This window comes from Pseudomonas sp. FW305-70, assembly GCF_058783925.1.
In genome coordinates this window covers 1-19,108 of sequence record NZ_JBYSYZ010000001.1, presented here as the reverse complement: position 1 = coordinate 19,108, position 19,108 = coordinate 1, and the positions used below count along the sequence as shown (strand labels likewise).

Sequence of the window (19,108 nt, the reverse complement as noted above, 5' to 3'; positions counted from 1 at the left end):
AATTCACCGTTTGCTTTTGATGATGGTGCCCAGGCCTTGCAGATAGGCCACCAGCGCGTCCATTTCGGTTTTGCCCTTCACGGCATCCTTGGCACCGGCGATGTCTTCGTCGGTGTAAGGGACGCCGAGCGTGCGCAACACTTCCATTTTTTTGGCGGTGTCTTTGCCGTCGAGCTTGTTTTCCACGAGGAACGGGTAGGCCGGCATTTTCGATTCGGGCACGACGTTGCGCGGGTTGTACAAGTGCGCACGCTGCCAGTCATCGGAGTAACGACCGCCGACACGGGCCAGGTCCGGACCGGTACGCTTGGAACCCCACAGGAACGGGTGGTCCCAGACGCTTTCACCGGCGACCGAGTAGTGGCCATAACGTTCGGTTTCAGCACGGAACGGACGGATCATCTGCGAGTGGCAGCCGACACAACCGTTGGCGATATAAACGTCCCGGCCTTCCAGTTCAAGGGCGGTGCGGGGCTTCATGCCCTCGACCGGCTTGTTGGTGACGTCCTGGAAAAACAGCGGAACGATCTGGGTCAGGCCGCCGACGCTGACGGCGATGACCATGAAGAAGGCCAGCAGGCCAATGTTCTTCTCGACTGCTTCATGCTTCATCAGTGAGCTCCAACTACGGCAATCTGTTCGGCGGCTTTGGCTTCAGCCGGGTTCGAGGCGCGTACGGTACGGAATACGTTGTAGGCCATGAACAGCATGCCGGTGGCGAAGAACGCACCGCCCAGGGCGCGAACGATGAAACCCGGGTGGCTGGCTTGCAGCGCTTCGACGAACGAGTAGGTGAGGGTGCCGTCGTCGTTGATTGCACGCCACATCAGGCCCTGGGTGATGCCGTTGACCCACATCGAAGCGATGTAGAGCACGGTACCGATGGTCGCGAGCCAGAAGTGCGTGTTGATCAGGCCGGTGCTGTGCATCTGCGCACGACCGAACAGTTTCGGAATCATGTGGTAGATGGCGCCGATCGAGATCATCGCTACCCAGCCCAGAGCGCCGGCGTGTACGTGGCCGATGGTCCAGTCGGTGTAGTGCGACAGCGAGTTGACGGTCTTGATGGCCATCATCGGGCCTTCGAAGGTCGACATGCCGTAGAACGCCAGCGACACCACGAGGAAACGCAGGATCGGGTCGGTGCGCAGCTTATGCCAGGCGCCCGACAGGGTCATCATGCCGTTGATCATGCCGCCCCAGCTCGGTGCCAGCAGGATGATCGACATCGCCATGCCCAGCGACTGCGCCCAGTCCGGCAGTGCGGTGTAGTGCAGGTGGTGGGGGCCGGCCCAGATGTACAGGGTGATCAGCGCCCAGAAGTGCACGATCGACAGGCGATAGGAGTAGATCGGACGCTCGGCCTGTTTCGGCACGAAGTAGTACATCATGCCCAGGAAGCCGGTGGTCAGGAAGAAGCCCACGGCGTTGTGGCCGTACCACCACTGGATCATTGCGTCCGTCGCACCCGAGTAGGCCGAGTAGGACTTGAACAGGCTGACCGGCAGCGACATGTGGTTGACGATGTGCAGCATCGCGGTCACGACGATGAAGGCGCCGTAGAACCAGTTACCCACATAGATGTGCTTGGTCTTGCGCTTGACGATGGTGCCAAAGAACACCAGACCGTAGGTGACCCAGACAATGGCCAGCAGAATAGCCAGGGGCCATTCCAGTTCCGCGTATTCCTTGGTGGTGGTGAAACCCATCGGCAAGGTAATGATCGCGCCGACGATCACCGCTTGCCATCCCCAGAAGGTGAAGGCGGCGAGGCTGTCGGAAATCAGTCGCGTTTGGCAGGTTCGCTGCACGACGTAATAGGAAGTGGCAAACAGTGCACATCCACCGAAGGCGAAAATCACCAGGTTGGTGTGCAGCGGGCGCAGGCGTCCAAAGCTCGTCCATGCCAGACCGAAGTTCAACTCCGGCCAGACCAGTTGCGAGGCGATGAAGACACCGAGCCCCATGCCAAGGATCCCCCAGACCACCGTCATGATGGCGAACTGGCGGACTACCTTATAGTTATAAGCAGTCGGACTGATTGCTGTGCTCATTCTAAGGTTCCACGGTTTGGGTGTTTTATTAGGATTAAAAATCGGCCGCAAGTATGGAGAAAGCAGGGGGTCATTGCAACGCGCCATGACCTGGGTCAATGCTTTCAAATGCTGATTCTGCGGCCTTTCCATGCGCCGCGTAGGGACAAAATTGCCCGCGGGCAAAACGTCCCGGCGGAATGATCAGGCAAGGGGGTCAGGTCGGATGTAACGGGGTGTGTTCAAACGCAACGTTTGGCTGACCGAAGGCAACTGGCGCGACAGCCGGTATCTACCAGCCTTTGCGGCCTGTCATCGGGCAGATTCGTCGAACACATCGTTCAGGGTCGACCTGGAACCGGCACCGGCCAGTCCGCATCGGGGGAAGCTTAGACCTGAATCCGGGGAACCGAAAGGAAGAGTCAGAGAGGGGGTGTGACAAAAGGAAGCAGCTGAAAGTTGTAAGCTGCAAGCTACAAGTTGAAAACTCGTCGCTTGCAGCTTTTGTTTTTGCCTTTACTTGCCGCTTGTAGCTTGAAGCTTGCCGCTCAACTGCTCATCACCTCTGGAAAGGCTGTACACGTAAGCCGCGAGCAGTTGCACCTTATCGTTGCCGAGCAGTTCGTTCTGCGCCGGCATATGGCCCTGGCGGCCATGACGAATCGTCTGTTCAAGCTGCGTCAGGCTGGTGCCGTAAATGAAGCCGGCCGGGTGCGTCAGGTTCGGCGCGCCCATGGCTTCGGTGCCCTGGCCATTTGCTCCATGGCAAGCGACGCAGGTGGTGCTGAAGGCTTGCTGTCCGGCTTGCAGGTCCGCCTTGCTGCCTTCCGGCAACGGCAGGCCGGCCAGATCATGGCGCACATAAGCGGCGACGTTTTTCACACCTTCTTCCCCCAGGACTTCGCCCCAGGCCGGCATCATCGCCATCCGGCCACCCATGATGGTGGTCTTGATGGTTTCTGCGCTGGCACCCCAGCGCCAGTCGCTGTCGCTCAGGTTGGGGAAACCGAATGCACCCTTGGCGTCCGAGCCGTGGCACACCGAGCAGTTGGAAGCAAACAGGCGGCCACCCATTTTCAGCGCTTGCGGGTCTTTGGCGACTTCTTCCAGTGGCATGGCCGCGAATTTAGCGAAGATCGGTCCGAACTTCGCGTCAGCCCTGGCCATTTCCTTTTCCCACTCGTGGGCCCCGGTCCAGCCGTTTTCATAGCCGGGGAGGACGCCTTTCCAGTTGCCCAGGCCCGGATAAAGGATCAGGTAGCCGACGGCGAACACCAGCGTGCCGGCGAACAGCATGAACCACCATTGCGGTAGCGGGTTGTCGTACTCCTCGATGCCATCGAAGCTATGGCCCATGGTCTGGTCGACGCTGCCCTTGGTCTCGCCCTTGCGGGTGCCGATCAGCAGCCAGGTCAGGCCGATCAGGCTGCCGATGGTCAGTACGCAGATCCACGTACTCCAGAAGGTGGTCATGGCCGGGTACTCCTTGTTGCTGAATCTTCGGTGAGGTCGGGTTGTGGCTCGTCGGCGAACGGCAGCAGGCGCGCTTCGGCGAATTCCGGATTGCGCTTGCCGTTGAACACCCACAGGGTCAGGCCGACGAAGGCGATGAAGACAACGACGGTGCCCAGGCCGCGGATCATTCCAGTGCTCATCTCAACAACCATGGCTCACCTCTTGCTCTTGATCGCAGTGCCGAGCACTTGCAGGTAGGCGACCAGCGCATCCATCTCGCTCTTGCCCTTGAGCGAAGCGACGGCACCGGTGATGTCCTCGTCGGTGTATGGCACGCCCAGGGTGCGCATGGCGCGCAGCTTGGTTTCGGTGTGGCTGCTGTCGAGCTGATTGGCCACCAGCCACGGGTAGGCCGGCATCTTCGACTCCGGCACGACGTTGCGCGGGTTGTACAAGTGCGCGCGGTGCCAGTCATCCGAGTAACGCGCGCCGACCCGCGCCAGGTCCGGCCCGGTGCGTTTCGAGCCCCACAGGAACGGGTGATCCCAGACGCTTTCGCCGGCCACCGAGTAGTGGCCGTAGCGTTCGGTTTCGGCACGGAACGGACGGATCATCTGCGAGTGGCAACCGACACAGCCTTCGCGGATGTAGAGGTCGCGACCTTCCAGTTGCAACGCGGTGTAGGGCTTCATGCCTTCCACCGGTTTATTGGTCACGTCCTGGAAGAACAGCGGGACGATCTGGGTCAGGCCGCCGATGCTCACGGCCAGGATCATCAGCAGCAGCAACAGGCCGACGTTTTTCTCGATAGTTTCGTGTTTCATGGCGGACTCCTCAGGCCATCTGCGCGGCAGCGGCGACGGCGGCAGGCTGCGAGGCCCGCACGGTGCGCCAGGTGTTGTAGGCCATCAGCAACATGCCCGTGAGGAAGATCGCGCCACCCACCAGCCGCACGACGAAGCCAGGGTGGCTGGCCACCAGGGTCTCGACGAAGGAGTAAGTCAACGTGCCGTCCTCGTTCACCGCACGCCACATCAGGCCCTGGGCGATACCGTTGACCCACATCGAGGCGATGTACAAAACGGTGCCGATGGTGGCGAGCCAGAAGTGCGCGTTGATCAGGCCGATGCTGTGCATCTGCTCGCGTCCGAAGACTTTCGGGATCATGTGGTACAGCGCGCCGATGGAAATCATCGCCACCCAGCCGAGCGCGCCGGCGTGGACGTGGCCGATGGTCCAGTCGGTGTAGTGGGAAAGGGCGTTGACTGTCTTGATCGCCATCATCGGACCTTCGAAGGTCGACATGCCGTAGAACGCCAGGGACACCACGAGGAAGCGCAGGATCGGGTCGCTGCGCAACTTATGCCAGGCGCCCGACAGGGTCATCATCCCGTTGATCATCCCGCCCCAGCTCGGTGCCAGCAGGATCAGCGACATCACCATGCCCAGCGACTGCGCCCAGTCGGGCAACGCGGTGTAGTGCAAGTGGTGCGGGCCGGCCCAGATGTACAGGGTGATCAGCGCCCAGAAGTGCACGATCGACAGGCGATAGGAATATACCGGGCGCTCGGCCTGTTTCGGCACGAAGTAGTACATCATCCCGAGGAAACCGGCGGTGAGGAAAAAGCCCACGGCGTTGTGCCCGTACCACCATTGCACCATCGCGTCGGTGGCACCGGCGTACAGCGAGTAGGACTTGGTGAAGCTGACCGGCAATTCCAGGTTGTTGACGATGTGCAGGATCGCCACGGTAATGATGAACGCACCGAAGAACCAGTTACCGACATAGATGTGTTTGGTCTTGCGCTGCATGATCGTGCCGAAGAACACGACGGCGTAGGCGACCCAGACAATGGTGATCAGAATGTCGATCGGCCATTCCAGCTCGGCGTATTCCTTGGAGCTGGTGTAGCCCAGCGGCAGGCTGATGGCCGCGAGCAGAATCACCAGTTGCCAGCCCCAGAAGCAGAACGCGGCGATTTTCGGCGCAAACAATGGCGTCTGGCAGGTGCGTTGCACCGAATAGAACGAGCTGGCGAACAGGGCGCAGCCGCCGAAGGCGAAGATCACTGCGTTGGTGTGTAGCGGGCGCAGGCGGCCGAAGCTGGTCCACGGCAAATTGAAGTTGAGTTCGGGCCAGACCAACTGGGCCGCGAGAAAAACCCCGAGCCCCATGCCGACGATGCCCCACACCACCGTCATAATGGCGAATTGGCGGACCACCTTGTAGTTGTAGGCGGTACTGATAGAAGTGTTCATGGTTCCCCATCCACGGTTCAGCCGAAGTGAGCGCACTCGCGCAAGGCAGCACACCCTTCGGCCGGAGTTATAGGCAGACTGAAAGCGAGGCAAGCATGGACAAAGGGCACAAGGCCGGTATTGACGGGGATCAATGGGCGCAGTGTGTGCGGGATCATGGATGGTTGTGGAATGCCGCTGCCGGCAAGGCGGCGGCGACGCTGATCCTTGCCCACGGCGCCGGCGCACCGATGGACAGCGGCTGGATGAGCGACATGGCTGCACGCCTCGCCGCACAAGGCGTCAACGTGTTGCGCTTCGAGTTTCCGTACATGGCGCAGCGGCGCCTCGACGGTGGCAAGCGCCCACCGAATCCGGCGCCGAAACTGCTCGAATGCTGGCGTGAGGTGTATGCCCAGGTGCGACGCCATGTCACTGGGCCGCTGGCCATCGGCGGCAAGTCCATGGGCGGGCGCATGGCCAGTTTGCTGGCCGATGAGTTGGGGGCGGATGCGCTGGTGTGCCTGGGGTATCCGTTTTATGCGGTGGGCAAGCCGGAGAAGCCACGGGTCGAGCATTTGGCTTCTTTGAAAACCCGAACCCTGATTGTGCAGGGCGAGCGGGATGCGCTGGGCAATCGCGAGGCGGTTGAGGGTTATGCGCTATCGCCGGTTATCGAGGTGTTCTGGCTGGTGGCGGGGGATCATGACTTGAAGCCGCTGAAAGCTTCGGGCTTTAGCCATGAGCAGCATTTGGCGGCTGCGGCTGAGAGGGTGGCTTCATTCCTTCAGTGAAAGGTGTGGTGTTGCAAATGGCCTCTTCGCGGGCAAGCCCGCTCCCACAGTGATCTGTGGTGTGGCTTGATCGTGTGATCAATGCAAAACCCTGTGGGAGCGGGCTTGCTCGCGAAAGCGGTCTGCCATACAGCAGTAAACTTAAATTGATAATAAAAAAACCCGGAAGCTTCCACTGTCCGGGTTTTTTATGAATCAACAACAATCAGCGGTTAAACCGCTCCACCAACGAATACTGGGTATTCGCGGTTTTGGTCAGCTCTTCACTCAACAACGCCGAGTTCTGTGCCTGTTCCGAGGTCTGGTCCGCCAGCGCCGAGATGTTGCTGATGTTGCGGCTGATTTCTTCGGCCACGGCACTTTGCTCTTCGGTCGCGGCGGCGATCTGGGTGGTCATGTCGGTGATGTTGGCCACCGCCTCGCTGATCCCCACCAGTGCCTGGTCCGCTTCCAGCACCCGCGCTACGCCTTCTTCGGCCTGACGATGCCCGGCTTCCATGGTTTGCACCGCAGTACCGGCGGTTTGCTGGAGCTTGGCGATCAGCGCATGAATCTGCCCGGTGGACTCGCTGGTGCGTTGCGCCAGCTGACGGACTTCGTCGGCCACCACCGCAAAACCACGACCCATCTCACCGGCACGGGCCGCTTCGATGGCGGCGTTCAGGGCCAGCAGGTTGGTCTGGTCGGCGATGCCTTTGATCACGTCGACCACGCCACCGATTTCGTTGCTGTCCTTGGCCAGTTGGGTCACGGTGACGCCGGTTTCACCCACCACCACCGACAGGCGCTGGATGGCTTCGCGGGTTTCCCCGGCGATGTCACGACCGCGACCGGTCAGCCGATTGGCTTCCTGGGTGGCATCGGCGGTGCGTTGCACGTGGCTGGCGACTTCCTGGGTGGTCGCGGCCATCTGGTTGACCGCCGTGGCCACTTGCTCGGTCTCGACCCGTTGACGTTCCAGGCCACTGGAGCTGTTGTGCGCCAGGGCATCGGACTGCCTGGCCTGATCGGTCAAGTGCTCGGCCGTATCCTGCAGTCGCGTCAGACAGGTTTTCAAGCGTGCTTCCTGGCTGAGGATGGACATCTCCAGCCGCGCCTGGGCGCCGCGACTGTCGGTGTACATCTGTGCGATCAACGGATCGGAGGTGGTCTGCTCGGCCAGGCGCAGCAAACGCTTGAGACCGCGCTGTTGCCACTGCAGGCCCATCAGGCCCAGCGGCACCGAGAGACCGGCGGCCAGGGCAAAACCCCAATGGGAGTTCAGCGATGCACCGATCATGAAGCTCAACTGGCTGACCAGGATGAACGGCAGCCAGTCCTGCAGGATCGGCAACCATTTATCCGAAGAGGGAATGGCTGACTTGCCCTGGTTGATGCGTTGGTAGAGCGCTTCGGCACGGCGGATCTGTTCGGCGGTGGGCTTGACCCGCACCGACTCGAAACCGGTCACCTGATTGCCTTCGAAGATTGGTGTCACATAGGCGTTCACCCAGTAGTGATCACCGCTCTTGCAGCGATTCTTCACAATGCCCATCCATGGCAAGCCTTGTTTCAGCGTGCCCCACATGTGGGCGAACACCGCGGCCGGGACGTCGGGGTGACGAACCAGGTTGTGCGGTGCACGGATCAGCTCCTCCCGGGAGAACCCGCTGATTTCGACAAAGGCGTCGTTGCAGTAGGTGATCATGCCCTTGGCATCGGTGGTGGAAATCAACCGTTGCTGAGCAGGAAAGGTCCGTTCGCGTTGTGTAATAGGCTGGTTGTTACGCATGGCGTTTTCAATCCGTGAGGCTTTGACAGGGTGTCGGCGGGGGAGGGGATTTGTTGAGTTTATTTTTCAACAGCCGATGTCGCGCCAAGGGATATACACAAAACCCCCTGTGGGAGCGGGCTTGCTCGCGAAGGCGTAGTGTCAGACTACATCGAGTCAACTGAACGAACACCGTCGTAGCGCCGCCCGGAGCAAGCCCGCTCCTACAGTAGGTCGGGTCGGCTGGCGCTTTACGACGCCAGCGCCGACGCCTTTTTGAGCTTCGTATACCGATACCCGCGCCACGCCAGAATCACCAGCATGCCGCACGTCACGCCGGTGGCATTGGCCACCATATCGCCCCATGACGCACTGCGCAGCGGCATTAAGCTCTGCTCCAGCTCAATCACCATCGAACCCACCAACGGCCAGAACAACAACCAGATCAATCGCGTGCCGGGGAACGCCAGCCAGGCACTCACCGTCAGGCAGGCAAAACCTGCCCAGTGATGCAGCTTGTCCTGGTTCTCGAACACCTGAGGCACCGGCTCACCGCGCATTCCGGCGAAAACCAGCACCAGCAAGATCACGAAAAACGCGAGCTTGGGCAGGGCACGCAGGATTCGCTGCTTCATTCGGTGACCTTGTAGAAGTTGTTGTGGAACAGGTCGATGTTGCGACGCTCCGTCAGGGAATACAGCGAGTAGCTGCGCGCCAGTGCGGCACCACCGTCACGGGTCAGCGGCGTCCACGCCAGGGTGGCACGGCGGGTGGTGGAGCTGGCCATCAATTCGTCGAACGGAATCGAGAAGTAGATACCTTTGCCGAAACTACCTTCGCCGTACTCTTCCTTGGTCGCGTTGGTCACCGTCACCCAGCCACCGAAACGCACGCCATTGTTGAATTCACGGGACAAGTCCAGGGTAACCCCGTAGTCCTTGGCCAGATAACGCCCAACGCTGACCGCACCGAGAATGTCCTGGAAGGCACTGCGATAGTAAAGCGTGGCATTGCCGGTGATGGTGTCGTAGTCACGCAGACCAAAGCCCTGATCGAAATCACGCTGCTTGACCCAGTTCATGTCCACGCCCACGGCCCAGCGTTCGCCCATCGGACGATACAGCGCTTCGCCACCGACACCGGCGAACATCGACTCCAGATAACCGCCATACAGCATGCCGTAAAGGTCCTCATCCAGCTGTTTGACCTTGTTCATCTGGAAGGTCGGCATGGTGACTTCCGACGTCGTCATGTACTGGCGCAGGTCGGTACGTACACGCGGCAAGCCGCTAGGTGCGTCGTACTTGAACTTGTCGAAGTTGTTCGCCAGGTTCGCGCTCAGGGTACCGCTCCACCACAGGTCAGGCTTGAAGCGATACTCGCCGTTCAAGTCCGCACTGAACTGGTACAACAGGAACCCGTCGGGGCCGCCGACGTTTTGCTTGTAGCCCAGGCCCAAGCCATAGCTGAGCGGGTCAGGCTTTTGCTCGAACAGGGTCTTTTCGTGATGCGGTACCGGGACGTTCATCTCGGTGACCCGACGCAGGTCTTCCAGCGGACGATCCTCTTGCACCACTTCGCGGAAGGTATCCCGCGGCAAGCTGACTTCCTCGACCGGCAAGCTGTAGCGCGTGTCGACCATGGTGAACCAGTCGATTTCGTCGTTGACGCTGTTGTCCAGAATGCGCGAAGCGCGGCCGACGGCTTTCGGCGTATGGAAATAGCGGCCTTGCTCGCCATAAACAATGACTTCGGAATCCCGCTGGGTAATGCGCGAAACCGTGTAGCCCGCGTTGTTTTTCAGGCGCTTGGCGACACCGGCCCACTGCACATCCTGCGGCGCAACCATGGGTTTGGTGTCGGACACAGGTTCAGGCTTGGGGTCGAAGCTCTTGGTCGGCGCCTTGCGGGTGGCGAAGTTGGTGTGCATGGTGATGCCGAACATCGCGGTGTTGCCGCGTTCCCAGGCAGCGTGCAGATCGATCCAGTCGTTGGCTTTGAAGACTAAGCCGAGGTTGATTGGCGAGTCCTGGACCTGGTTGTTGTTCTGCGGCTCGTGCTGGTAGTCGTTGCCTTCGTATTCGAGCTTCAGAGACAGAGGGTCCCAAGGTGTTTGGTAGTTCACGCCGCCGAAGAAGGAGGGTGAACCGCGGAAGTACTGGTTGCCGTTGAAGTCACCCGCCTGACTATTGTTGGTAGTGGGGCGTTCATCGAACTTGTCGTCGAGCCAACCCAACGGATTGTCCATGTCACCACGATTGCCGATGTAACCCCATGCCAGGCCCAGGCTCAGGTCAAAATCGCCAAAGCGTTTGTTGCCGACAAAATATTCGCTGGAGAACAAGCCAGTACCACCAATGTCACGCGCACCCAGCGCAACTTCGGGCATCCAATGGGTTTCTTCGAGCAGGCGCACTTTGGCGTCGATTGCCTTGTCCTTATAGCTCTGGTCGCCACTCAATTCTTCTGAACCGTAATCGCGGTTAGAGATAGCGGTGTACCGAAACGACCCCTCCAACCAATCAAATGGCTGAAACGACACGCTGTAACGACTGTAAGGGTCGGTACGGTTAGCGTTCAAAGACAACTCACCCGCTGGCGCCATACGCGCAGTAGGCGTTTGCAGCAGCCCTACGCCACCAAAGTCATTCTGGGTATAACGCGGCTCTGCCACCGCCCACGTGCTGCAACCCAGCAGCAAGCAAGGGATCAAGTGATACTTCATGGCTTCACCTCCAGCAATGGCTGGGTGGCAATGAAGGCAGCCAGTTCGGTATTCAGATCAGGCGTGGGAACGCCTTGTTTGCTGTTGTGCACCGGCACATAAATGCGTGCGCCCGGGGCAGGCGGTACGGATGTGGTTTCGTTCCACAGCGCCACGCCGTCTTTGAATACTCGGCCGTCAGGCTGAATCACGAACAGCCAGTCTGCGTCAGCGTTTGGATCGAGCGGGCAAGCCTTGAGATATTCAATCGCTGCTTGCAACGGCTGGAACGGCAATTCGCACTCACCCAGCACCGCGCCTTCGACCCGCACCGTGGTTGGGCGAGGCGGGTAAAGCAGCACATCGCCATCACTCAGAACGCGGTTATTGATGCGGTCCAATTCAACCTGCACCGGGTCAAGTTGGGCGACCTTGCGCCCGGTCACCGGCATGGCCTGCACCTTGTCGCGCAGGCGCGCGGCAAGTGTTGCCAACCCAGCCTGATTGTCCACCAATGCATTACTGTGCAAGGTCGACAGATCGAAAAGAACACCCACCTTCAGACGCTCTTGCGCATCACGCAGAGGGGTATGCAACCAGGCTGCGCCGAGCAGATAAGCCTTGGGGCTTACCTGAGCCTCCAGCAGCACGTCATGCAGGCGCGTGCCGTCCACAATCGAGTAACGCCCGGGCTTGGCGGCATCGCCTTGCAGCGTGACCAGCGAGTCGGCATTTACGGCAAAAGTCATGAACAGGCTGCAGCAAAGCAGCCAGGAAGAGCGAAAAATCATTGCACTACCGGCTTATTCGGGCGCACTTGAACAATGCGTAGGGGCAATTCGGGGGTGAGGTGTTGCTCGCTGGCCATGATGAAACCGTCGGCCGGATCGACCCAATATCGGTTCTGCGCGGTGAAGCCCAGGCCGTCCATTGAGATCTCTTCGTCCACGCGCAATAACTCGACGTCGCGGTCGAGGATGTGCACGGTCTCCAGGCCCTTCCTGTTGAAAACGCTGGTCACGCTGACACCCATTCGATAGCCGTCGGTAAAGTCCACCTGACGTCGGGTTTGCAAGCCATCGGGGATGCGGTGCAGTCCGGTCTTGAACGGGGACATGCCTTCAAAACGGGTGCCATCCAGATTGTCGTTGAAGCCGACACTGCGAATGGCCAGGCCGTCTTCAAGCATCAGGATCTGGCGGGTCGAAGCCATCCAGAAGCCGACGCCATCCTGCAGACGCACCAGTGCCATCACGGCTTCACCCGTAGGGGCCGCGATGGTGATCTGGTAGTAAGGCGTTGCATCAACTTGCTGGCGGGTCAGCTCCAAGGGCTCAGGCCCTTCGAACGCGGCCTTCAGCGTGTCCATGGAAGCGGTCATCAACGGATTGCAGGCGCTCACCAGCAAGGAGGCCACCCCCAGGGTGGCCAGTCGCAGAAATTTCACAAGAATTCCAAATCTTAGTTTTCGTCGCCCATGTCATCTTGAATAGCAACACCCGTACGCAGCAGGTTGGCTGTTGGGAAGACCTGGCTGATAAAGCGGTTCCAGCGGGTGACATCGGCCGGGCCGACATAAACCACATCTTGCGGCTTCAGCTTGAACTGCTGGGCAAGGGCAAACGCAGACGGCGACTTCAAGTCGATCTGGAACACCTTGACGGGTTCGTCTGCCAGATTCTCAACTCCACGGATTACATAAACTTCCTTGCCGCTGGAGGTTTCCTGACGCAGGCCGCCAACACTGCCAAGGGCATCGGTGAGATTCATGTTGCTGCCCTTGAAAACAAGCGGACGAGCTGCAGTGACTTCACCCAACAAATAGACCTTTTTCTGGTCGATGTAGGGCAGGTGCAATTGATCGCCGTCTTTCAGGTAGAGATTGTGCAGGTTCGAGTTCTTGCGATTGAGCGCGTCGAGATCGATCAGGTATTCACGGCCGTCGCGCTTGAGCACCAGTCCTGAAATATCGGCAGCGCCGATTTGTACTGAGCCTTGGCCAACAGCGTCCAGCAGGTTCAAAGGCGTGTTGGTGATTGGCAACTGGCCAGTTTTACCAAAGGCCCCCGAGAGAATCACTTTCTGACTGACAAAGCGCAGGATGCTGACATCCACTTGAGGTTCGGCAACAACCTTGGACAGTCGCGAGGCAATGATCGAACGCAGTTCGTCAATGGTTTTGCCAGCCGCGTCGATGGTACCTACATAGGGATAGAAGAGCGTGCCATCAGGGCGAATCAGGCGTCCGTTTGCTTCAATTTGCTGCTGTGGACCGGACGGAGCGGTCAGCTCGGGGTGATCCCAAACGGTGATGTAGATCAGGTCGCCAGCACCAATCCGGTACTCGGTCGGTTGATAGCGCAGCAGCTCCGGGGCTACCACGTTCGAATGGTCTGCCGCCGCTTCAATAGCGACCAGCTTCGGTGTAATCGGTACCAGCTCAATGCGGCTGCTTTCCGGTGAACCTTCACGTACCAGATTGCCCGTGTCCATGTGCTGACCAGGGGAGAAAATGCAGCCTTGCAGGGTCAGGCCAACCAGCATGGCCAGGGGAAGCGCGCGATTCATTGTAGAAATTGCTCGAAGAGAATAGGCAAAACAAAACCTCCCAGCAGGGCTGGGAGGTTAGCGTATCGAACTTTAAGCGGGGGTCTGTTACCGAGTGGTACCAGTAGTGCCGGTAGTACCAGTGGTGCCGGTAGTACCTGGGGTACCGTCGTTACCGCCGCCGCCACCGCTGTTGGAAGCAGCGACGCCAGCAGCGATTACGCCAGCGCCGATTGCCAGACCAGTGCCGACGGTTACACCGCCAGCGATTGGAGTGGACAGGGACAGGCCGGAGTTTGCAGCAGGGGTTTTAGCAGCGGTGCCAGGGGCTTTTGCTGGGGCGGTTTCAGCAGCCATCAATGGCAGGCTGATGGAGGTAGCGAGGGCGATTGCCAGTAGTTTTTTCATGTTCATGCTCCTTGAAAGGATAATCCTTTGGGGTTATTGGGTTAAGGGTATTTCAGTAGGTGTCTGAAATGCAAGTTAGAGCTGTTTAAATGAAGGCTTTTTTCCGCTTTATTTATGCAGTTACATGAGTGAAGCATGTTTCTCAAGCGACTTCCGATTGCGCCAATTCAGATATGACATCGGAAAGCTCCAGGCGCCAGTCCGGTTGCGAAATACCTAGCTGTTCCCGCAATTTCGAGCAATCCATTACAGACCAAACTGGCCGCTTCGCCGGCGTAGGATACTCAGCCGAATCGATGCCCCGTACCTGCGGCATTTTGGTTATTAATCCATGCTGATGCCCTTGGCGGAAAATCTCCAGGGCAAATTCATGCCAGGTACAGGCCGGGGTACCGCTGAAGTGATAGGTGCCCCAGTGTAGCGAACCCAAATCACGGTACTGCATTGTCAGTGTCCACAAAGCGCGGGCGATGCTCGCAGCTGAAGTCGGGCAACCCTGCTGATCGGCCACGACGCCCAACTGATCCCGCTCACGACCCAGTCGCAGCATGGTCTTGACGAAGTTACTGCCTTGGGCTGCGAACACCCAGCTGGTACGCAGGATCATGTAGCGACTGCATTTTGCAGCCAGCTCCAACTCCCCCCCCAGCTTGCTTGCTCCGTATATCCCGGTAGGACCTGTAGGATCGCACTCCCGATAAGGTTCGCGGGCATCACCGGCAAACACATAATCGGTGGATATATGCAGCAGTGGGATACTCAGTCGTTCGGCGGCAACTGCGAGTTGGGCGACACCATCGCGGTTAACCGCCCAGGCGCGCTCCATTTCGCTCTCGGCCTTGTCTACTGCTGTGTAGGCTGCAGCATTGATGATCAGCTGTGGCTGTAGCTCGGCAACCAACACGGCCACCCGCTCGGCATCGCTGATATCAAGTTCTGCCGATCCCATTCCAACGGTTTCAAAACCTTGTGGGGCCAAGCGCATCAGTTCGTGGCCAAGCTGACCATGGGCACCCGTAATCAATACGCGCATGCTCAATCCTCATTGCCCAGCAGTTGGCGCAGTGTGGGGTTGCACTGATCCTTGCCTGAAAGATTCGGGTTTTCGATAGGCCAGGGAATATTGACTTCAGGGTCATTCCAGATGAGCCCGCCCTCGTCTTCGGGATAGTACAGGTCGGTGCACTTGTACTGAAAATCCGCAACCTCGCTGAGCACGCAGAAACCATGAGCGTAGCCCGGTGGTATCCAGAGCTGACGATGATTTTCATCGTTCAACTCGACGCCAACGAACTGACCACAGGTCGGTGAGTCGGGGTTGATATCCACCGCCACGTCATAGACTGAGCCACGACTGACGCTGACCAACTTGCCTTGCGGGCGGGTACGCTGAAAGTGTAAACCGCGCAGCACACCGCGCTGCGAGCGTGAGTGATTATCCTGTACGAAGGGCAACTCAATACCCAACTCGTGATAACGCTCGGTTTGAAAGCTTTCGAGAAAGAAGCCGCGCTGATCGCCAAACACCTTCGGCTCGATGATCAAGACGCCCGCCAACGCTGTTTCAATGACCTTCACTACGCAAGCTCCTGCACCAGCAGGCCCTGCAGATATTTTCCGTATCCGGTCTTGCTCAGCGCCTCGGCTTGGCTAGCCAACTGTTCGGCTGGCAGCCAGCCCTGATGATAGGCAATCTCTTCCAGACAGGCGACTTTCAAGCCCTGTCGCGCCTCAACGGTGTGAACGAAGTGACTGGCTTCCATTAGTGAGTCATGGGTGCCTGTATCCAGCCACGCAAAACCACGCCCTAACAAACTCACATGCAAATCACCACGCTGCAGGTAAGCATTGTTTACATCGGTGATTTCCAGTTCGCCACGAACAGAGGGCTTTACCTGCTTGGCAATTTCCACCACCGAGTTGTCGTAAAAATACAAGCCGGTGACTGCATAGTTGGATTTCGGCGTCTTGGGCTTCTCCTCGATGGAAATCGCCTTATTACCCGCATCAAACTCCACGACCCCGAAACGCTCCGGGTCATTGACGTGATAGCCGAACACGGTCGCACCGGTTCCACGACTGGCCGCCTCTTGGAGCATCGCGCTGAAACCGTGGCCATAAAAGATGTTGTCGCCGAGGATCAAGCATACGTTGCTGTCACCAATAAAGGCTTCACCGATCAAAAAGGCTTGGGCCAACCCGTCTGGCGAAGGCTGCTCGGCATAGCTGAGTTCAATACCAAACTCCGAACCATCACCCAGCAACTTGCGAAAGTTAGGCAAATCTTCAGGAGTAGAGATAATCAGCACTTCGCGGATGCCCGCGAGCATCAGCACCGACAATGGGTAATAGATCATCGGTTTGTCGTAAACCGGCAGCAGTTGCTTGGATACGCCACGGGTGATGGGATGCAGGCGGGTACCGGAGCCACCGGCCAGGATGATGCCTTTCATATGAATTGTCCTTTGAAAAATCTGAATTAAATCTGAATCCAGGGGCGCACCGCTCCGCAGGAACGCCACCCCCGATGCGTAAATGTTGAGCTAAAGATCACTACCCAAACGGCCCAACTGATAGTCCCCACTCAACACGCGTTGCCACCACTGGCGATTATCCAGATACCACTGCACGGTCTTGCGCAGACCGGTCTCAAATGTTTCCTGAGGCACCCAGCCCAGTTCACGTTCGATTTTCGACGCATCAATGGCATAGCGCCGATCATGTCCCGGCCGATCCTTCACGAAAGTGATCAACTCCTTGTAGGAGCGAGCTTGCTCGCGATCCGCACTTAGCGGCACCAATTCATCCAGCAACTCGCAAATGGCCTCGACCACCTCCAGGTTGCGCTTCTCGTTATGCCCACCAATATTATAGGTTTCACCTACTATGCCTTTGCTCACCACCTCGACCAGCGCCCGAGCATGGTCTTCCACATACAACCAGTCGCGAATCTGCGAGCCATCGCCATACACCGGCAACGGTTTGCCCGCCAAGGCGTTAAGGATTACATGCGGCACCAGCTTTTCCGGGAAGTGGTACGGCCCGTAGTTGTTCGAGCAGTTAGTGACCAGAACCGGCAGCCCATAGGTACGCTGCCAAGCGCGTACCAGATGATCCGAACTGGCCTTGGAGGCGGAATACGGCGAACTAGGCGAGTAGGGCGTTGTTTCGGTGAACAGGTCATCCGTACCTTCCAGGTCGCCATACACCTCATCGGTAGATATATGGTGAAAGCGGAATGCGCTCTTCTCCGTCACCGACAAGCCACTCCAATAACGGCGGGTCGCTTCGAGCAAGCTGTAGGTGCCAACTATATTGGTTTGGATAAAATCAGACGGGCCGTCGATGGAGCGATCAACATGAGATTCAGCTGCGAGATGCATTACTGCTGTCGGTTGAAACTCGGCAAACACAATATCGAGTGCAGAGCTATCGCATATGTCTACCCGATAGAAGCGATAATGTGGTGATTGATCCGCCGAAGTCAGCGACTCTATATTGCCCGCGTAAGTAAGCTTGTCGAGATTGGCGACCTCATAAGATGTATCTTCTATTAAATGCCGAACGACGGCAGAGCCAATGAAGCCAGCGCCGCCGGTTACAAGAATGCGAGATGTCATAAGGTACTCTAATTTATTTTGCGGGGTGCCATTTAAGTAGTAGCGTTTCACATTCACGAAGTACCTGGTCCCACGTGAATCGCTCATGAAAGCGAGCACGACTTGTCTCTTTCATTCGCGCAAGCCAAAATGCCGGCAGCGCAATATCATCGAGCGCATGTTTGGCTGGCTGAAGGAGAAAGGTATCCGTTACGACAAGCCGGCGAAACGTTTTGGGGGCAATGGTCTCTCTGGCTTGCACCATGCGGTGTTTACGACATTACTTTTCGTACACTGCCAAGACAGCTCCTTATTAGCTGCTGACGCTTGTAATCAAGGCTAGGTGATTTTTTGGGAGGGTAGCTTAGCCTAGTCCAATAGCCTAGTTATAAATTTATTCTTTACGGTTGAACTGTTTCAATGTAAATGGCTTCTGTCTTGGATGCTATTGATTTCCAAGTAAAGTCAACGACAGTTGAAAAGCCATTTTTCTGGATGCTATGAAGCATTTCTCTACTTTGGAACAGGAGTGTTATTTTTTCATGTATTTCTTCAGGGGATTTTGGTGGTATAAGTAGGCCATTCTCCTGATGCTTGATAAGTTCCGGCATCCCACCAACGTTCGTTGAAATAACCACTGCGCCACAAGCCATTGCTTCTATTGCCGAAAGTGAAACCGCTTCCATGAGTGATGGAATAATTACTACATCCGCAATGCTATAAGCTTCGACCATTTTCGGTATTGATAAGTTGCCTAGTAATTTAACACTTGCCTGTTGGTTGCTGTTTTCAAGTATGGACATCAATTTTGTTCGGTATTTTTCATACCCGTCATAGTCGCTACCGGCAAATAGAAACTTAATTTTTTGGTCATAGTTCTTGGATACTATTGACTCTATCAGGTACAGCACGCCTTTTGTAGGAGCCCATCGTCTAGGGCACAACACGATAAAGTCTTCATCCTTCAGTTGCAGAGCGGTGCGGATAGATTTCTTTTGAACTTCTGAAGAAGATTTAAAAAGACTTAAATCTGCGCCGTTGTAAATGGTTGTTGAGTTGTGATGTTCGGAAGGAGTTAGCTCTTTGCTTGGGCCGATTACAGCACGATAATGCACCAGTATTAGTTTTAAAATTATTCTTCCAAAGAAAGATTTTTTAAAGAATAAGTACTCCCCGGTGTGATTTGTTAAGATGCAAGGAGTTCCTCGCTTGTTCAAGCGCTTGGTGGTTAGTACATTGGATATAAAATCATGTTGATGGATTAGATCGCAGTTGTATGACTCAATAATATTTGCTACTTGTCTGTAGTGCAGTAGGTATTTTGCCTTGTTCAAGAAGCCTGTTAGAAAGCCTAGCGAGCCTGCACCGTTGTATCTATTCAGGAAGTTTGCCAATGAATTTGGCTTGATGGGGATTTTAACAATCGTAACATTGTCGTCTTTACTGATGGAGGGCTCGTTGGTAGCCAAGTTCTCATATGGCTGAAAGATAATAACGTCGTGGCCCAGGGCGCTGAGTTCTTGAGAAATAAAATATATATGGTTCTCTACGCCGCCAATGCTAGAGCCATAGTTAAAGAC

At 57.2% G+C, this 19,108-nt stretch carries 19 protein-coding genes and 1 pseudogene; 2 read left to right on the top strand and 18 right to left on the bottom strand.

The window, feature by feature from the left end:
• Positions 1–3: 3 nt before the first annotated feature.
• The 6 genes from ccoO (AC3WN7_RS00100) to ccoN (AC3WN7_RS00075) all read right to left on the bottom strand — a co-directional run bounded on the left by ccoO (AC3WN7_RS00100) (position 4) and on the right by ccoN (AC3WN7_RS00075) (position 5,747).
• Positions 4–612, bottom strand: coding sequence for a cytochrome-c oxidase, cbb3-type subunit II (ccoO, locus tag AC3WN7_RS00100; protein WP_007905434.1), 609 nt, complete (start codon positions 610–612; stop codon positions 4–6).
• Positions 612–2,054, bottom strand: a complete 1,443-nt coding sequence (gene ccoN / locus AC3WN7_RS00095; RefSeq protein WP_008050393.1) for a cytochrome-c oxidase, cbb3-type subunit I — start codon at positions 2,052–2,054, stop codon at positions 612–614. Before ccoN (AC3WN7_RS00095) ends, ccoO (AC3WN7_RS00100) begins: the two co-directional genes overlap by 1 nt.
• A gap of 495 nt (positions 2,055–2,549) precedes the next feature.
• A complete protein-coding gene (gene ccoP / locus AC3WN7_RS00090) occupies positions 2,550–3,506 on the bottom strand; it encodes a cytochrome-c oxidase, cbb3-type subunit III (RefSeq protein ID WP_102673240.1) in 957 nt (318 codons plus the stop codon).
• Positions 3,503–3,700, bottom strand: coding sequence for a cbb3-type cytochrome oxidase subunit 3 (locus AC3WN7_RS00085; protein WP_102673239.1), 198 nt, complete (start codon positions 3,698–3,700; stop codon positions 3,503–3,505). The genes ccoP and AC3WN7_RS00085 overlap by 4 nt, the downstream gene beginning before the upstream one ends.
• Before the next feature lie 3 nt (positions 3,701–3,703).
• Positions 3,704–4,312 (bottom strand): cytochrome-c oxidase, cbb3-type subunit II, encoded by a 609-nt coding sequence (ccoO, locus tag AC3WN7_RS00080; protein ID WP_007987243.1) that lies wholly within the window; start codon positions 4,310–4,312, stop codon positions 3,704–3,706.
• 10 nt (positions 4,313–4,322) lie between these two features.
• Positions 4,323–5,747: a cytochrome-c oxidase, cbb3-type subunit I gene (gene ccoN / locus AC3WN7_RS00075; protein WP_102673238.1), complete on the bottom strand. Its 1,425-nt coding sequence runs from the start codon at positions 5,745–5,747 to the stop codon at positions 4,323–4,325.
• A gap of 95 nt (positions 5,748–5,842) precedes the next feature.
• Between ccoN (AC3WN7_RS00075) and AC3WN7_RS00070 the strand changes: the two genes are divergently transcribed.
• Positions 5,843–6,520, top strand: a complete 678-nt coding sequence (locus AC3WN7_RS00070) for an alpha/beta family hydrolase (RefSeq protein ID WP_102673237.1) — start codon at positions 5,843–5,845, stop codon at positions 6,518–6,520.
• Positions 6,521–6,725: 205 nt separating this feature from the next.
• On the opposite strand, the gene AC3WN7_RS00065 is transcribed toward AC3WN7_RS00070, so the two are convergent.
• The 11 genes from AC3WN7_RS00065 to rfbB all read right to left on the bottom strand — a co-directional run bounded on the left by AC3WN7_RS00065 (position 6,726) and on the right by rfbB (position 17,549).
• Positions 6,726–8,291, bottom strand: coding sequence for a methyl-accepting chemotaxis protein (locus tag AC3WN7_RS00065; RefSeq protein WP_102673235.1), 1,566 nt, complete (start codon positions 8,289–8,291; stop codon positions 6,726–6,728).
• Positions 8,292–8,521: 230 nt separating this feature from the next.
• Positions 8,522–8,905 (bottom strand): VanZ family protein, encoded by a 384-nt coding sequence (locus AC3WN7_RS00060; RefSeq protein ID WP_015095985.1) that lies wholly within the window; start codon positions 8,903–8,905, stop codon positions 8,522–8,524.
• Positions 8,902–10,995, bottom strand: coding sequence for a YjbH domain-containing protein (locus AC3WN7_RS00055; protein WP_102673234.1), 2,094 nt, complete (start codon positions 10,993–10,995; stop codon positions 8,902–8,904). The genes AC3WN7_RS00060 and AC3WN7_RS00055 overlap by 4 nt, the downstream gene beginning before the upstream one ends.
• Positions 10,992–11,723: a capsule biosynthesis GfcC family protein gene (locus tag AC3WN7_RS00050; protein WP_223517919.1), complete on the bottom strand. Its 732-nt coding sequence runs from the start codon at positions 11,721–11,723 to the stop codon at positions 10,992–10,994. The genes AC3WN7_RS00055 and AC3WN7_RS00050 overlap by 4 nt, the downstream gene beginning before the upstream one ends.
• A gap of 38 nt (positions 11,724–11,761) precedes the next feature.
• Complete coding sequence (locus tag AC3WN7_RS00045) at positions 11,762–12,421, bottom strand: YjbF family lipoprotein (protein WP_095965209.1); 660 nt, start codon at positions 12,419–12,421, stop codon at positions 11,762–11,764.
• Positions 12,422–12,435: 14 nt separating this feature from the next.
• Positions 12,436–13,542, bottom strand: coding sequence for a polysaccharide biosynthesis/export family protein (locus AC3WN7_RS00040; protein WP_102673232.1), 1,107 nt, complete (start codon positions 13,540–13,542; stop codon positions 12,436–12,438).
• 87 nt (positions 13,543–13,629) lie between these two features.
• Complete coding sequence (locus AC3WN7_RS00035; RefSeq protein ID WP_102673231.1) at positions 13,630–13,929, bottom strand: hypothetical protein; 300 nt, start codon at positions 13,927–13,929, stop codon at positions 13,630–13,632.
• A gap of 142 nt (positions 13,930–14,071) precedes the next feature.
• Positions 14,072–14,962 carry a dTDP-4-dehydrorhamnose reductase gene (gene rfbD, locus AC3WN7_RS00030; protein WP_102673230.1) on the bottom strand — a complete coding sequence of 297 codons (891 nt, stop codon included), beginning with the start codon at positions 14,960–14,962 and terminating at the stop codon, positions 14,072–14,074.
• A 2-nt stretch (positions 14,963–14,964) separates the two neighbouring features.
• Positions 14,965–15,507: a dTDP-4-dehydrorhamnose 3,5-epimerase gene (gene rfbC / locus AC3WN7_RS00025; RefSeq protein WP_095965212.1), complete on the bottom strand. Its 543-nt coding sequence runs from the start codon at positions 15,505–15,507 to the stop codon at positions 14,965–14,967.
• Positions 15,507–16,382 (bottom strand): glucose-1-phosphate thymidylyltransferase RfbA, encoded by an 876-nt coding sequence (gene rfbA / locus AC3WN7_RS00020; protein ID WP_102673229.1) that lies wholly within the window; start codon positions 16,380–16,382, stop codon positions 15,507–15,509. Before rfbA ends, rfbC begins: the two co-directional genes overlap by 1 nt.
• A 90-nt stretch (positions 16,383–16,472) precedes the next feature.
• On the bottom strand, positions 16,473–17,549 hold the full coding sequence (rfbB, locus tag AC3WN7_RS00015) for a dTDP-glucose 4,6-dehydratase (RefSeq protein ID WP_102673337.1): 1,077 nt from the start codon (positions 17,547–17,549) through the stop codon (positions 16,473–16,475).
• Positions 17,550–17,670: 121 nt separating this feature from the next.
• On the opposite strand from rfbB, the pseudogene AC3WN7_RS00010 reads away from it, so the two are divergent.
• A pseudogene (locus tag AC3WN7_RS00010) lies at positions 17,671–17,845 on the top strand (IS5/IS1182 family transposase); the annotation flags it as partial.
• An 84-nt stretch (positions 17,846–17,929) separates the two neighbouring features.
• Here the strand turns inward: AC3WN7_RS00010 and AC3WN7_RS00005 are convergent.
• Positions 17,930–19,108: glycosyltransferase family 4 protein (locus AC3WN7_RS00005; protein ID WP_102673228.1), on the bottom strand; the 1,179-nt coding region annotated here is incomplete at its 5' end.